This is a genomic window from Acidobacterium sp. FHG110202_01 (assembly GCF_059115305.1).
This window is the reverse complement of record NZ_JBZYWJ010000002.1, coordinates 475138-491283: the sequence shown is the minus strand read 5'-3', so window position 1 is coordinate 491283 and position 16146 is coordinate 475138. Positions and strand designations below refer to the sequence as shown.

11 protein-coding genes are annotated in these 16146 nt (G+C 54.5%); 7 read left to right on the top strand and 4 right to left on the bottom strand.

What is annotated here, in order from left to right; translation table 11 throughout:
• Nucleotides 1–171 precede the first annotated feature (171 nt).
• From AC5S16_RS05350 to AC5S16_RS05335, 4 genes are all read left to right on the top strand, one after another.
• Nucleotides 172–744 carry an NADH-quinone oxidoreductase subunit B gene (locus AC5S16_RS05350; protein ID WP_493929000.1) on the top strand — a complete coding sequence of 191 codons (573 nt, stop codon included), beginning with the start codon at nucleotides 172–174 and terminating at the stop codon, nucleotides 742–744.
• A gap of 315 nt (nucleotides 745–1059) precedes the next feature.
• Nucleotides 1060–2751, top strand: a complete 1692-nt coding sequence (locus AC5S16_RS05345; RefSeq protein ID WP_493928999.1) for a hypothetical protein — start codon at nucleotides 1060–1062, stop codon at nucleotides 2749–2751.
• 134 nt (nucleotides 2752–2885) lie between these two features.
• Complete coding sequence (locus AC5S16_RS05340) at nucleotides 2886–4871, top strand: WD40/YVTN/BNR-like repeat-containing protein (protein WP_493928998.1); 1986 nt, start codon at nucleotides 2886–2888, stop codon at nucleotides 4869–4871.
• 12 nt (nucleotides 4872–4883) lie between these two features.
• Nucleotides 4884–5363: a GNAT family N-acetyltransferase gene (locus tag AC5S16_RS05335; protein WP_493928997.1), complete on the top strand. Its 480-nt coding sequence runs from the start codon at nucleotides 4884–4886 to the stop codon at nucleotides 5361–5363.
• Here AC5S16_RS05335 and AC5S16_RS05330 read toward each other — a convergent pair.
• Complete coding sequence (locus AC5S16_RS05330) at nucleotides 5335–5748, bottom strand: hypothetical protein (RefSeq protein ID WP_493928996.1); 414 nt, start codon at nucleotides 5746–5748, stop codon at nucleotides 5335–5337. The two genes, AC5S16_RS05335 and AC5S16_RS05330, sit on opposite strands and share 29 nt — an antisense overlap.
• A 286-nt stretch (nucleotides 5749–6034) precedes the next feature.
• Here AC5S16_RS05330 and mqnE point away from each other — a divergent pair, with 286 nt between their 5' ends.
• A complete protein-coding gene (gene mqnE / locus AC5S16_RS05325) occupies nucleotides 6035–7174 on the top strand; it encodes an aminofutalosine synthase MqnE (RefSeq protein WP_493928995.1) in 1140 nt (379 codons plus the stop codon).
• Between the two features lie 4 nt (nucleotides 7175–7178).
• Here mqnE and opgC read toward each other — a convergent pair whose 3' ends face one another.
• The 3 genes from opgC to AC5S16_RS05310 all read right to left on the bottom strand — a co-directional run bounded on the left by opgC (nucleotide 7179) and on the right by AC5S16_RS05310 (nucleotide 10504).
• On the bottom strand, nucleotides 7179–8363 hold the full coding sequence (gene opgC, locus AC5S16_RS05320) for an OpgC domain-containing protein (RefSeq protein ID WP_493928994.1): 1185 nt from the start codon (nucleotides 8361–8363) through the stop codon (nucleotides 7179–7181).
• Between the two features lie 211 nt (nucleotides 8364–8574).
• On the bottom strand, nucleotides 8575–9753 hold the full coding sequence (locus tag AC5S16_RS05315; RefSeq protein WP_493928993.1) for an acyl-CoA dehydrogenase family protein: 1179 nt from the start codon (nucleotides 9751–9753) through the stop codon (nucleotides 8575–8577).
• 76 nt (nucleotides 9754–9829) lie between these two features.
• A complete protein-coding gene (locus AC5S16_RS05310) occupies nucleotides 9830–10504 on the bottom strand; it encodes a DUF2306 domain-containing protein (protein ID WP_493928992.1) in 675 nt (224 codons plus the stop codon).
• A 444-nt stretch (nucleotides 10505–10948) separates the two neighbouring features.
• On the opposite strand from AC5S16_RS05310, the gene AC5S16_RS05305 reads away from it, so the two are divergent.
• Complete coding sequence (locus AC5S16_RS05305; protein ID WP_493928991.1) at nucleotides 10949–14485, top strand: TonB-dependent receptor; 3537 nt, start codon at nucleotides 10949–10951, stop codon at nucleotides 14483–14485.
• Between the two features lie 110 nt (nucleotides 14486–14595).
• Nucleotides 14596–16104: a GH39 family glycosyl hydrolase gene (locus AC5S16_RS05300; RefSeq protein ID WP_493928990.1), complete on the top strand. Its 1509-nt coding sequence runs from the start codon at nucleotides 14596–14598 to the stop codon at nucleotides 16102–16104.
• The last annotated feature ends 42 nt before the right edge of the window (nucleotides 16105–16146 follow it).

The window sequence follows — 16146 nt, the reverse complement described above, 5'->3', positions numbered from 1 at the left end:
CTTTTACATATTTCTTAAAAATCGCAAACAGCAATTTTTTATCGCAGATATAAGAAAATCGTGCGGGTCCGCGATTTTGTAGCGATGGATAGCGCAAATTCTTGCGCTGACGTGCGGGGAAAACTCTATGCCTGGTTTTTTCCAGGAAGAAAGCGGCGTTATAGTAGAGATATGAGCGAATTAGCGCATGACCGGTATCTGTTTGGCAACCTTGAGAGCAGTGGGAAAAACCGCGAGAAGCTGCGGGAAGTCAGCTATGGTTATGACCAGCCGGACGGTGTGTTTCTCACATCTCTTGATGCGGCGATCAACTGGATTCGCAAGAATTCTGTCTGGCCGATGACCTTCGGCCTTGCCTGCTGTGCGATCGAGATGATGTCGATGGGCGCGTCGCGCTTCGATGTTGCGCGTTTCGGCGCGGAAGTGTTTCGCCCTTCGCCGCGCCAGTCGGATTTGATGGTGATTGCAGGGCGCGTCTCGCAGAAGATGGCGCCTGTCATTCGCCGTCTCTATGAGCAGATGCCCGAGCCCAAGTGGGTTATTTCCATGGGGGCATGTGCCACTTCTGGGGGCGTTTTCAATAACTACGCCCTTCTCCAGGGAGTGAACCAGGTGATTCCTGTGGATGTATATGTTCCCGGATGCCCACCGCGTCCGGAGCAGCTTCTATATGCCATTACGCTGCTTCAGGAAAAGATTCAGCGCGAGCGCGGCAGCTTTAAGCGAGTCCTGAACTTGCAATAAAGCATAAAATTCAATAACTTAGAAAACGCTACCCGTTACGGGGTTTTGATTTTTAACCAGGAAGGGGCCTCCGACACTGTTTCGGTGTTTTGGCTCGTTTTTCTGGTATTTACTGTGAGGATGCTTTTTGCTGCAAGGGCAAGATTCTAGGCAACTCATTGAAGAATTTATGCTCTAAGCTAATTAGCTGTGGTAGTTTTTATACCGTTGTAGTTTTCAAATGTAGTTTTTGGCAGTTCTGCAGGCTTGATGTCTTAAGCCAGATCTCTTCAGTAGTTGTAATTTCTCAAAGCTATGGTTGCGGAGGATAGACGCATGCAAACTCGTCCGTTAAGTTCCGTGAGCCGAATTCTGCTATTTGGTTGCGCCGTAGGACTCGGAGCAACGAGTCTTTTCGGGCAGAGTTCGAACCCACAGCCGGCTGCTCCGTTAGAGCGGCCCGTTTCCCGAATCGATGTTTTTACTGGTTATTCCTACCTGGCGCCTCATGGCACGGTGCGGACACCTCAGGTAGATGGATCGGTATTCAGTGATACCTATTCATCGGTCGATCTCGGCGCTATTGGCAGTGTCGCTTATTACTTCAACCGTTATTTCGGCGGCCAGGTTGAGTTCGGTGCTCATCCTGATGGCCGGAATGACTCGGCCTACACCATTCAGGGTGGTCCGATTTTCCGTTATCCAACTTCAGAAGGCATTACCCCGTTCGTTCACGCTCTGGCTGGCGCGGTAAAGCTTGGCGGTCCGAATGCTGAGCCCTTCGCAGCACATGAAGCGACCTGGGGCCCGGCGCTTACCGCTGGTGGCGGACTCGATTACGATCTGCCTTTCTGGGGCCACCATCTCGCTCTCCGTCTCTTCCAGGCGGATTATGAGTACTTCCATGCCAACTACGGTCCGGAGGTCGCTTTCGGCGGCCGCGCCAATGTGAATGCGGCGCGCCTGAGCACCGGCCTTGTCTGGAAGTTCGGCAACATCGTTCCGCCGCCTCCGGTGGAATACAGCTGCTCGGCGAACCCGTCATCTGTATATCCCGGCGATCCGGTCACCGTTACCGGCACTCCTACCAACCTGAACCCCAAGAAGACTGCGACCTACAGCTGGTCCGGTCAGGGCGTGACGGTGAAGGGTGATACGGCTACGGCGAATGTGGACACCACGGGTCTGCAGCCCGGCAGCTACACCGTTACCGGCCACGTGAGCGAAGGCCAGAAGCCTGGACAGTTCGCAGATTGCACCGCGAACTTCACGGTGAAGCAGTATGAGCCGCCGACAGTAAGCTGCTCGGCCAATCCTTCCAGCGTGAACCCGGGCGACACGGTTACCGTGACGGCCAGCGGCGTTAGCCCGCAGAACCGTCCTCTGACCTACAGCTATAGCGCTTCTTCTGGCTCGATCAGCGGCACCGGCAACACGGCGACGCTGTCCACAGCAGGCGCTCCGGCTGGCACGATCACAGTGACTGCCAACGTTGCAGATGACAAGGGACAGACGGCTTCGGGTACCTGCTCGGTGTCGATCAATGCTCCTGCGGCTCCTGCTCCGAAGACGCAGACACTCTGCTCGATCACCTTTAACCGCGACAAGCGCCGTCCGGCACGCGTCGACAACGAAGCCAAGGCTTGCCTCGATGACGTGGCGCTCAACGCGCAGCGTACATCTGATGCAACCGTGGTTGTCGTCGGCAACGCCAGCCCGGATGAGCAGGCTGCGCCGAGAGGCAGAAGGAGACATGCTCCTCCGCCGGCCAACCTGGCAGCACAGCGTGCAGTGAACACGAAGGACTACCTGGTGAAGGAGAAGGGCATTGACGCCAGCCGCATCCAGGTACGCACTGGCAGTGCCAGCTCGCCTGAGGTGGAAGACTACCTCGTGCCGGCAGGTGCCAGCTTCGACACGGATGTGCCGGGCACAACCGCAGTCGATGAGTCCAGCGTCACCGCACAGCCGCGCAAGCCGCTTGGGGAAAGACACCACGGCCGCCGTCGCCATCACGCCGGCGAGTAACGCGGTATATCAACCACTTAGGCCAGCCGAAGAAATTCGGCTGGCCTTTCTCTTTGTGCCTGCATCCAATGAAGCACTGGCAAGTGCAAAAAACGGGAGTAAAGTAATAGTTGGACATGATGAAACGAAAGCCTTTGCAGTTTTTTCTCCTTGGTTTAGCCGTATATCTTCTATTTGGTCCGAATCTGGCGCATGCTCAGTCTGAGAAGTGGCTGCCCGTGGGCCCGAATGGCGGCGACGCCCGCAGTCTGGCCTTTGATCCGGCCAATCCGCAGCATATTTATCTCGGTACTTTAACCAGTTGGATTTATGAGTCGGGAGACGGGGGAAATACCTGGAAGCGACTCGCGCGCCTGGGCAAGGCCGACAATCTCGTAGTAGACAGCCTGGCCATTGACAATTCCGATTCGAAGACGCTGTATGCCGGCGTATGGCAGGTGGATCATCCGTCGGGAGGCATTTACATCAGCCATGACGGCGGCAAGACCTGGACGGCCAGCCACGATATGGAAGGCCAGTCGGTGCGCGCGTTTGCGCAGTCTAAATCAGATCCCAAGGTATTAGTGGCTGGATCTCTTGCCGGCGTGTATCGCAGTGAAGACCGAGGCGATCACTGGAAACTGATCAGTCCTCCGGACAGCACAGAGATACACGAAGTGGAATCCATCGCCATCGATCCCTATGATCCGCATGTCATTTATGCCGGAACCTGGCACCTGCCCTGGAAGACAGCCGATGGCGGCGCCAACTGGCATAACATCAAGCAGGGCCTGATCGACGATTCCGACGTCTTCTCGATCATCATTGACCCAGCGCGCCCGACGGTGATCTACACCAGCGCCTGCTCGGGGATTTATCGCAGTGACAACGCCGGCGAACTCTATCGCAAAGTACAGGGCATTCCTTCTACAGCGCGCCGCACACGCGTTCTGATGCAGGACCCATCAAACAGGAAGACAGTTTACGCCGGAACTACTGAGGGCCTCTACAAAACGACCGACGATGGCGTGAACTGGTCGCGCTTGACCGGGCCGGATGTCATCATCAACGATATTTTTGTCGACCCCAAGGATTCGAAGCATGTGCTGCTGGCGACCGACCGCAGTGGTGTTCTTGCGAGCCAGGACGGGGGAACGACGTTTGCTTCCGCAAACAGTGGATTTTCACAGCGGCAGGTGGCAACTATCCTTGCCGACGCCAAGCATCCCGAAACCATCTATGCCGGAGTGCTCAATGATAAAGGCTACGGCGGCGTCTTTGTGACGGAAGATGGCGGAGCGACGTGGAAGCAGCGCAGTGACGGGTTGAATGGCAAGGATATCTTCTCGCTGGTCCAGACAGACGACGGCATGCTGCTTGCAGGAACTGGACGCGGTATCTTCCGCTGGAACGGGTCTGCATGGGAGCAGGACGGAAATACAGTCACTTACACAGAGAAGACGACCTACGTCATTCGAAATAAGAAAAGAATCAAGAAAACGACACAGGTTCCCCAGGTTACACCGATCAGTTCCCGCGTGAACGACATCAGCACCAGCGGCCCGGTCTGGTACGCAGCAACATCAGACGGTGTCTATCGCAGTGAAAACCAGGGATCGGCCTGGACCCCGCCAATATTGAAGGGCGAAGATTTTCTGTTCGTCAGCGCGAAGGGAAGTGAAGTGCTGGCCGCAAACCGGCGCGAGTTGATGATCTCTACCGACAGTGGAGCGACATGGAATCCCATCAGCCTGCCGACAAAGCTCAGCTCGGTTCAGGCTGTATCCACTGCGCCGAATGAAAGCCTCTGGGTCGGTGGACGGGAAGGGCTCTTCTTCAGTGAGGACCACGGCAAAAGCTGGCAGCAGATGGTGACCCTGCCCGTAGCCGATATCAACGGCCTCAGTTTCAACAAACAGCTCGGTCGTCTTGTCGTCACATCGTGGCGGTCGACTCTTGTTCTCGCGCTTGATGTGGATAACAAGACCTGGAAGTGGTGGGACACGGGCTGGACTGTCCGGTCTGTGCGATCGCTGGGTGAGCGTCTGGTGGCGGCTTCTCTTTTTGATGGAGTTGTTATCCAGCCTGGCGGGGAACAGACATCTGCAAGCATCAAGACAGGCGCGGGCTCGCAGCCATAAACTTTCTTCTGCGTGATTCAGCTTCGACGTTTTCAACGGGCAGACCTGGAGCGGTTGTATGAAATCGACCAGGCCTGCTTCCCGCTTGGCATCGCCTATTCCAAGGCTGAGCTTCGCTATTACCTTCAACATCCCAAGGCCTGCACATCAGTTGCCGTAAACGATGACAGCGCCATCCTGGGATTTTGTATCGGCCATACTTACCTGCATGAAGATATGCCGCGTGGACACATCATCACGATTGATGTGGTTCAGGAAGCTCGCCGTCACGGCGTGGGACGCATGCTGCTGGAAGCAGTAGAGGAACACTTTCGCTCCCAGGCTGTTGGCTCCATCAAACTGGAAGTCGCTGTCGATAATCTGAACGCGCAGAATTTCTATACGCGCATGGGATATGAAGTGACGGGAAGAATTCCGGGCTATTACATGGGCTCTCTGGATGCTTTTGTAATGACAAAGCAGATCAGCGAGTCGCAGAGGCAACAGCTGTAGTCAAGGATGCTTTTTTGTCATCGTTAAATCGCCCCGACGCTCTCCAGAGAACCTGGCCATTCTTGTCCGTGAGGAGCGCGACAACTGACCTCTCATCAGGAATATTCAAAGAACGGCGAAAATCCTGCTTGTTGAGATAGAGCGGAATGATCCAGTGCCACGATTCCGGATCGGTTTCGACGCTGCGCAGCGAAGACGTGTCCCACCAGCGGTAGAGCATGTTTTCTGAATTGGACACCGGAATTTTGTAATACCGGAATTCAAAATTCATGTGCTGGAGTGCCTGGGCGTATGGCATCCAGGTCTCGATCTCCTTCGCCTGTTCAGGCTGGAAGGAAATCAAAAGCAGGTTCGCCTTGCCGACGAAATCGGCAGGAAGGTTCACTTTTGCTTTATCCAGGCTATATGCGCTCAGGGCAGGAAAAACTGCAGCCTTGGGCGTATCGTTCGGCTGATTGGCCCTGGCGCCAGGCAGTAGAACGAAGGAAAAAACGAGAAAAAGGAGCAAGCGCAAGCGATGGGGCAATCGTAGAACCTTGGCTTTTGAAGTTTGTGTGGTTGCTTCTTGACGCATGTTATCAGTGAGACAGCTTCAAACGCACATGAATTAGAGGATATCTGAAATAGATGCGGCGGGAATCCTTCCATTATCATGTAAATGAGGATCAGCGATGACACTTCCTGTAGCCCGGCATCCGTTTCAAACCAGCGATGCGCAGCTTGAGCCTGTTCGAGAAAAAGTTCTTTCCGGTCAGCGGTTGAATTTTGATGATGGTCTCGCTCTATACCGCTCGCATGACATCTTCGCTGTCGGCTGGCTCGCCAACTATGTTCGCGAAAAGCTGCATGGAGACATCGCTTATTTCAACGTTAACCGTCACATTAATCCGACAAATGTCTGTGTCGCGGCATGCCGTTTGTGCGCCTTTGGCCGCAAGAAAGATTCACCAGGCGCTTACACCATGGCGCTCGACCAGGCTTGGGAGGCAGCTGCCTCCGGATACACTGAAGCCGTCACGGAATTTCACATCGTAGGCGGGCTGCATCCTGATCTGCCGCTGCAATATTTTCTCGATCTGGTCAGCGGACTCAAAGAGCGTTTCCCGCAGGTGCACATCAAAGCCTTCACCATGGTCGAAGTTGCATTCCTGGCGCGCCGTGGCAAACTTTCAATTCGCGAGACACTCGAAAAACTGCGGGATGCCGGCGTGGATTCATTGCCGGGCGGCGGCGCCGAGATATTTGCAGACCGCGTGCGCCACATCATCTGCGACCACAAAATTGACGGTGACGAGTGGCTGGAGACAGCGCGTACTGCGCATCAGCTTGGCCTGAAGTCGAATGCAACCATGCTTTACGGCCATGTCGAAAATAATGAGGATCGCGTCGATCATCTGCTGCGGCTGCGCGCCGTGCAGGATGACACGCAAGGCTTCCAGACGTTTATCCCGCTGGCGTTTCACCCGGACCACACGCCGCTCGAGCACCTTCCGCGCACGACAGGCATGCTCGACCTTCGCCAGATTGCCGTGAGCCGCCTGCTGCTCGACAACTTTCCGCACATCAAGGCCTACTGGCAGATGATGACTCCGCAGATTGCCCAAATTGCTTTGCGTTTTGGCGCGGATGATGTCGATGGGACGGTGGTCGAAGAGAAAATTTACCACGATGCAGGCGCTACTACGCCGCAAGGCATGCGCCGCCAGGATCTGGTTCGTCTGATTCGCGAGGCAGGCTGCCAGCCCTTTGAACGCGACACGATGTACCGCGAAGTGACGCGCACAGAGGACGCATTCACCATCGCTGTCTAAATTCTTAATGAAACACTTCGTGTGGCCGTTCCAGTGAAGGCTCAGGAATGCGAGGTTTTGTTTTCCGGGCCTCTTGCCGGAGACGTTCGGCGCGCTGCTTTCTTACTTCTCGTACAGCGATAAAGATCAATCCTGCAAATGTAATAGCCAGGAGCGCAATCGCAACTCCGCCGTGCAGTTGCGGAACATCGTTGTAGAGAAGCGCCAGCCCGACAAAAACAAAGAACACGTGCGCGCAGAAGACGTGCAGCGATGCTTTTCCCAATGTGAGAAATGGCTCGATTGCTACGATGCGCAGCACATATTTTCGCAGCCAGTAAAAGACAATGGTAAACGTGACCAGGTTGACGACGCGCAGCGGGCCGATCTGCCACTTATCCAGCTTCATTCCTAACGCCTGCTGTGTCAGGTGTGGACCAAGCAGTTCGTGGCGGATTCCGATAAAAAAGAGGCACACTGCTGCGCAGATCGCGACTGCATAACCGGGAATGCGCTTGAGCGGCACATCGCCCGTGGCGGATTTTGCGCCAAGCCACAGGCCCGCAATCCATACAGCCTGCCAGGCAAAGAGGTTAAACGCTCCGGTTTCCTGCAGGGGAATAGGCAAGTCTGTAATGCGCACGATGATGCTGTGGACTACATCCCGTAATCCAAACTGAGCGAAGAGCCAGAATGCCGCGCTGGCGGCAAGAATCCTGCCCCATCCGCGTTTCACGGCAGAGGTGAGCACCAGCGGCGTAAAGAAGAGAAAGATGACGTACATCGGCAGAATGTCGAGCAGAGGCGGGCAATAGAGCAACAATATTGAGCCGATGATGGCGACAAAGGGATGGTCGATGTAGAAATTCAGCAGATTATAGATCGCTGCATGATGCGTCCTGACCGCATACGCGGCTGCAACCGTGAAGGCGAGCGCAAGCATCAGGAGGTGATAGGCGTAGATGCGCAATGATCTCCGCCATAGAGTAGCTCGAAGTGCAGAGCCGCTCTCGAGCGCGACGCGCATGTAGACCCTGCCCACCAGCAGAGCAGAAAGAAAGACGAATCCTTCTGCGGAAGAGACAAAGCCTATAGGCTGATTGACAAAGTCGCTGAAGCGCGTAGGCAAGTGGGTCAGCGTCATCCAGACGAGGAAGAGGCCGCGCAAGGCATCGAGTTCGGGCCGTCTCTGGGGCTTGGGGAACTGCATAAAAAATCCTGTAGAGTCGACGGCAATCCGTTTTTGATCGAAGCCTGTCTTTATTCAGAAATTATCCGCTTTCAATAATTTCTGTTCTATTCCGGCGAATGGCAGGAAAAGCCATCCAAACCTTGCATATTGGATGATCCAATACTGCCAAGTGTTTACGTCTTTACCCCCTATCTTTCGGACATTCAGAGCAGGTTTATCAAAATTGTTTTTAATAGGCCGGAACCCCGGTGATGCTTTGGCCGATGATGAGCGTGTGAATGTCGTGCGTGCCTTCATAGGTCTTCACGGATTCGAGGTTCATCATGTGGCGCATGATCGGGTAGTCATCGGTAATGCCGTTACCGCCCAGAATGTCCCGCGCCATCCTCGCGCATTCAAGGGCCATCCACACATTGTTGCGCTTTGCCATCGAGATATGCTCGTGGCCCACCTTGCCTGCATCTTTCAGGCGGCCTACCTGCAGTGACAGCAGCTGTGCCTTGGTGATTTCCGTGATCATCCACGTCAGTTTTTCCTGTATAAGCTGGTGGCTCGCAATCGGCTCATCGCGGAACTGCTTGCGCAGCAATGAATACTGCAGGGCAGTGTCGTAGCAGGACATGGCTGCTCCGGTCGCTCCCCAGCTGATGCCGTAACGCGCCTGGTTCAGGCACATCAGCGCGGACTTCAGTCCATCACTGCCGGGCAGCAGGTTCTTTGCCGGAACATGGACGTCCTGCAGCGAAAGGCCCGACGTAACCGATGCGCGCAGCGACCACTTGCCGTGAACATCGTAAGCCGAGAAGCCGGGACGGTCTGTCTCCACCAGGAAGCCGCGTACGCGATCGCCTTCATCATCCACCTTCGCCCAGATGACGGCGACATCGGCGATAGTGCCCGAAGTGATCCACATCTTTTCACCGTTCAGGACATACTCATCGCCAACTTTGCGGGCTCGGGTACGCATACCGCTGGGATTCGAGCCGAAGTCAGGTTCGGTCAGGCCGAAACAACCGAGCTTTTCGCCTTTCGCAAGCTTTGGCAGCCAGAAGTCTTTCTGTTCATCCGATCCAAACGTATAGATGGGATACATCACCAGCGCTGATTGCACGCTCACAAAGCTGCGCACTCCGGAATCGCCGCGTTCAAATTCCTGCATTACCAGGCCATACTCCACATTCGACATGCCAGCGCAGCCGTATCCATGAAGATTCGCGCCGAAGAAACCAAGCTCACCCATCTGCGGCACGAGCTCGCGCGGAAAGCGGCCTTCGCGGTTGCACTCTTCGATGATGGGGATGAGGTTATCTTCAATAAACTGGCGGGCAGTGTCGCGCGTAAGGCGTTCGTCTTCACTGAGGAGCGCGTCGAAACCGATGAAGTCGACACCCTTGAATTTAAAGGCCATTGTGTATGCTTGCTCCGTTCTGATGTGAAACTAATCAGACTAGCAGAGCAGAGATACATCCTGCATCCTTTGGGTCTTATGCATATAAGACCTGAGGAGTTTTTCTCAAGCGAAGCCACAACTCAATTGCAATTGCATTGATGGAAAAGCCGATCCAGAAGGCCATGCCGAAGAACTGCTGTGGTTTAAGATGCGTCAGCATGCTGGTAGCGAAGAACACTCCCATCACCGGACGGGTCGTGGCAATGCCCAGAAGGATGGCAACAGCGCGGGCCATCCACTGCTGCTTCAGTTGAATCTCACCGTGCCGCATAGACCACCACGCGCGCAACAGCGAGAAAAGAAAGAGGCTGTTGAAGAAGAGAACTGCCGAGCGCTCGATCCATCCACCGACTGCATAGCTGCTCATCAGGTAAGCGGTCACGCCTACGATAACTCCGAGCGGAAACAGCATGCGTTCCACGCGCTCTGACGCGCTGAGCCTGCGGCTGTAAGCAAAAGGAAGCATCAGTACAAACAATCCTGCAGGAAGAATATGCGCCAGCGTCAGAGCAGTATGTGATGCAAATGCCGCATCGAGGCCTGCCATTTGCGGAGGACCACCCTGCGATGGATGGACCAGCGCTACCATCCGTCTCACTGCCACGGCCAGCGCAATCACAATGCAGATCCAGAAACCTGCTCGAAACAACAGTGGGAAAGCATCGATGCGCAACCACGCAGTACTAACTTCAGCTCGGGTCCTATGCATTTCAACCTGTCAGAATTACGTCGCGCGATGGCCGCCGGTTCCACTACTAATTGTGAAGTTTTGTAACCGTTGATGTATATGGTTTGTCACCATCAAAAAAGGGAAATAAAACTCATTTGGATGTATTTGCATCTAGCTCATCAGCGGAGCAGACTATCTGTAACTATCCGGTCGGATGGCATACGTTTAGTGTACCTTCTTCGCAGCCCATTACTTTCTTGGTTAGTCCTCATATTTCAAACCTCCGTATAGTTACCTTGCTTCAAGCAAATGCATCATAAAACCATTGGTGTGTTTACGATGACGGTTCTTTGACGTCTGAATCGTTTGACAGACGTTCTTTGAGGAGTGTCAGATGCTATCGCCTAAGCCGAATCGCACCCATGTTGCGGCATTTGAAATGAAGACACTCCCAGGAACAGCACATTGTTTATTGGAGGCAACATGCAAAATGCACAAGGTAGCAGCCTATGCATAAATGATTTGTGGCGCAAGTATGGGACACTTCTCGCTCTTCTGGCAGCCTTTGTTGTGGTCCCATCCGCCGTTGCACAATTTCGCGCATCAATTCAGGGAGTCGTGACTGATACTTCAGGCGCCGTGGTCCCGGGCGCGAAGCTCACGCTTCAAAACAACGATACGAACCAGAAGCTCATGGCTACTTCGAACGACAGCGGCGTCTATAACTTCAACGCTCTGCCTCCTGGCAGCTTCACGCTGACAGTAGAGAGGGACGGATTCCAGACAAAGACTGTCCAGGACCTTCATTTAATTCCAGAACAGTCAAATGCGGTCAATATTCAGATGGAAGTGGGGCAGATATCGCAGACTGTTACCGTGTCAGGCGACGCAATCAAGCGTCTCGATACGCAGACAGCAACCATCAGCGGCACGATATCGAGCGGACAGATTCAGCACATGCCGTCGTTTGGCCGTGACGTGATGCAGCTTACGCAGCTCGCTCCTGGAGTCTTCGGCGATGCGTCGCAACAGGGCGGAGGCGGCTCGTATCAGATGCCCGGGGCGAACACTGGAGGCTCCAGCTCAACCGACGGTATCTTCAAAACGGAAAATGCTCCACAGATTGTCGCCAATGGCGGCCAGAACAATGCGAATGGAATTTCGATCGACGGCATCAGCACAGCGAGCGCCGTCTGGGGTGGATCCACAGTAGTAACGCCGAGCGAAGATTCGGTGGACAACGTAAAGGTGGTTGCCAACAGTTACGATGCCGAGAGCGGCCGCTTCTCCGGCGCGCAGATTCAAGTCACATCGAAGAGCGGCACCAATACGCCGCATGGCAGCCTCTTTTTTAAAGCTGACCGGCCTGGTTTGAATGCCTATCAAAGCTGGAATGGTCCGAATTCTATAGGTTCAACGGCAGCACAACGTGGACTCCTGAGAGACAACAGCCGCTTCAATCAATATGGCGGAAGCCTTGGCGGTCCGATCTGGAAAGACAAAATATTCGCTTTCTTCAATTACGAAACACTGCGCAACAATACAGTCTCCACAGCCACGAACTGGTATGAAACGCCGCAATTTGACAAGTTAGCCCCTTCGGGTAGCATTGCGTCGCAATACCTCGGCTTCCCCGGTGAAGGGGCGAGCGCCAGCGCCATCGTCGGCGGAACATGCGCGAGCATTGGCCTGAGCGAAGGAACGCAATGCCGTACAATCCCTGGTCAGGGCGTTGATATTGGCTCTCCGTTGACGACGCCACTGGGGACACACGATCCAACATGGGTGGGCAATACAACTCCAGGCACCGGCAATGGTCTTGATGGATCTCCAGATATTGCACTGATGAATACGGTGAATCCGAACAAGGTAACGGAATCGCAGTACAACGGGCGATTGGATGCCAACGTATCCGCGAACGACCGCATTACTTTTACCATTTACTGGGTGCCAACCAGTAACACCGACTACAACGGTACGATACGCGCCGCGAACCTCTGGCATCACTCGGGAATCAACGACGCTTTTGCCGGATTGTGGAACCACATCTTTTCGCCAACACTTCTGAACGAGGCGCGCGTAAATGCTGCCGGATGGCGTTGGAATGAGATTACCGACAATCCAGATGCTGCTTTTGGTCTTTCCCAGGCCAACTTTGATGTAAATGGAAACAGCTATGACTTTCCAGTGAACAGTAACCAGTCGTTACAATATTTTGGCACCCCCGGGCCGAGTATCTTCAACCAATGGACCTACAGTTACCAGGACATTCTGACCAAGATCGCCGGACGGCACACTCTGAAGATGGGCGGCGGCGTGACTCGCCTTTACTATCTGAATGAAGCTCCCTATGCAGCACGTCCTACGTTCCACTTTGCCAATGTCTGGGATTTTCTGAACGATGCTCCGTATTCTGAGACTGGTGTATTCAATCCACTCACCGGTACTCCGACAGCAAATCGCCAGGACAACCGGGAAAACCTTTGGGGATTCTTTATCCAGGATGATTTCAAAGTTTCTCCAAAGCTGACGTTGAATCTTGGCGTGCGCTACTCCTATTTTTCGCCGTTTTATTCCAAACAGAACAACCTGAGCGTGGCGCAGCTTGGCTCTGGCCAGGACAGGCTGACGGGGCTTTCCATGCGCATCGGCGGCAACCTGTACAACGCGCAGAAAGGCAACTTTGGTCCACAGGTTGGCTTCGCCTGGAATCCGCAGCCGAAGTTTGTAATCCGCGGCGGCTTCGGCATGAACTATAACCAGAACGAAATTGCTATCAGCGCCAACGGGACAAACAATATACCTAATATTTTGAACGCCAGTCTCTGCTGCAGCACGGCTACATCTTCAAATCCTGGCATCGTGTATGCTCTGCCGAGCGACATACATTCGTTGTATGGATATCCCCCGAATCCTTCCACAATTACAGCATTCGGTCCGAATAACCTGCCGCTTACCGGCACTGCCAGCGTCGTAGGTTTCGACCCGAACGTGTCGACAATCTATACCTATCACTACTCGCTCGACACGCAATACGACCTTGGCTGGAACTGGGTGGCAACGCTTGGCTACCAGGGAAGCATTTCGCGCCACCTTCTCTTGCAGTCCGACCAGAATGCGCTTGCTGCTGTGCAGGGCATTGCTCTGAATCCTACGCTTACGCAGGTTGGCTTCTACAGCAATCGTGGCAATGCAAGCTATAACAGCATGCTTGCCGGCCTGCGGCACGATTTTGCACATGGTTTCTCGCTGGACGCCGAGTATGCCTGGGCGAAAAGCCTGGATCAGGGTTCGCAGCCCTACTATGAAGATGCCTATTTCTATGACGGTAAGTTCCAGTATGGGCGTTCCGACTACAACGTGCAGAATGCCTTCAAATTGTGGGGACTGTGGCAGCCGAAGTTCTTCACCGGTGGCCACAGCTGGCTGGAGAAAGTCGCGGGCGGCTGGTCATTGAGCGGTATCTTCAACGTTCACACTGGTTTCCCGTGGACACCAACCGTGCCTGTACAAGGCGGCACACTCTACTTCCAGAACAGCCCGTATAACACGCTGCGTCCGGCAGCTTACATTGGCGGAGCAGGACATGACACCAGCAACAAAGCGTTTATGTCTGGCCCGGGGCCGTCGAGCGGCAGTGCGTCGAGCGGCGGGTTCAATCGGAACTATCCGAATGGAGGACAGGCTTACTTCACGGTTCCTGCTTATACGACGGTCACGTCTGCGCCTCCTGCAGCTGGTCCTGCTCCGCAGTCTCCCGGAGTTTCACGCGGCTTCCTCACCGGACCTAACTACAGAGATGTGGACGCAACGCTCTCAAAGAGCTTTGGCTTGCCCAAGATGCCTGTGCTGGGCGAGGATGCGAAGTTCGAGTTCCGCGTGGACGCGTTCAATCTCTTTAACAATCTGAACCTTAACGGCAGCAGTATCGTAACGGACATCACTTCCGCTTCCTTCGGACAAGCGCAGGGCGCTCTGGGAGGCCGAACGATGGATATACAGGCAAGGTTCTCTTTCTGAGTCCTTGCTTCCGATGAAACTTATTCAGATCCGGGGAGGCAATTGCCTCCCCGGAAGTTTTTGGCCACGGCTTCTGGTTTTTCTCGCCTGATTTTAGAAAGAATAATTTCATGCTTCATACAAATCGCTGGCGTTTGCTGCTTTTGTCTCTGCCTCTGTTACTCGTTGCAGGTACTGTTCACCGCGCCTCTGCGCAAGAGCAGGTGGAAATCGACGCGACTGGGCCCGCTACGCCATTCCCGCATTTCTGGGAGGAGATGTTCGGCTCAGGACGAGCGATTCTCACCTTGCGCGAGAGCTATCGCAACGATCTGCGCGCAGTAAAACAGGTCACCGATTTTCGCTACGTGCGCTTCCATGCCATCCTGCATGACGAAGTGGGCGTTTACAACGAAGACGAGCGTGGCAATCCGGTTTATAACTTTTCGTATGTAGACCAGATCTATGACGGCCTGCTGAAGAACGGAGTGAGGCCGGTCGTCGAGATCAGTTTCATGCCGAAGAAACTGGCCTTCAATCCCGATGCGTTGCATCCCTTCTGGTACAAGCAGAATGTCTCGCCGCCGAAGAGCCTGGAGCGTTGGGACGACCTGATGAAGCACTTCGCGCAGCACCTTGTCGACCGCTATGGCATCGAAGAAGTAGCGCAGTGGTATTTCGAAGTGTGGAATGAGCCGAACATCGATTTCTGGAATGGCATTCCGCGCATGGAATCGTATTTTGAGCTGTACGCCCATACAGCTCGCGATCTGAAATCCATCAATTCGCGTCTTCGCGTCGGAGGACCGGCGACGGCGGCTGCCGCATGGATTCCCGAGTTTTTGAAATACACGGCTGAGAACCATGTGCCGGTAGATTTCGTCTCGACGCACGGCTATGCCGATGACACGGTGCATAATCTTTTCGGCACCAACGAAGACATTCCCATGGACGACCGCGTCTGCCGCGCCGTCGAGAGAGTAAGAGGCGAGATCAAGGCATCGGCAACTCCGAGCCTTCCGCTGCTGTGGACGGAGTGGAATGTCCCCGGCCAGATGGAATCCCGAGACACACCGTATGTTGGTCCTGCTCTGGCAAACACAGTCCGCGAGTGCGACGGCAAAGTAGATGCGCTCTCCTTCTGGACCTTCTCCGATGTTTTTGAAGAAGGCGGCCCGATCGAGAAACCCTTCATCGGCGAGTTTGGACTGCGCGCCAAGGGCGGCATCAACAAGCCCAGCTACTATGACTTTGCGTTACTCCACCAGTTAGGCCAGCAGCGGCTGGCGAATCCGTCGAAGAACGTCATCGTCACAAAGCTGCCTGATGGATCGTTAGCGATTGCTGCATGGAATCTGGTCGATCCCGGCCAGCCTCCAGTGGAGAAAGAAATAACGCTGGCGATTCATGGAGTGCGTGCCGATGCTCGGGTGACGATCCAGCGCGTGGACGAGAACCATGGCAACGCACTCAAGTCCTATGCGGCAATGGGCAAGCCAATCTATCCCACAGAAGCCCAGGTAGAACAGATGAACCGCGAAAGCACGTTGGGTGACCCGGAGCGGCGGAAGCTTAGCAACGGCCGGCTGACGCTGCAGATGGGCAGCGATGCGCTTTTGCTGATTAAGGTGGGGAAGTAATCCGCAATGCGGATATACTATTATTAATGTATATCCGAGGAG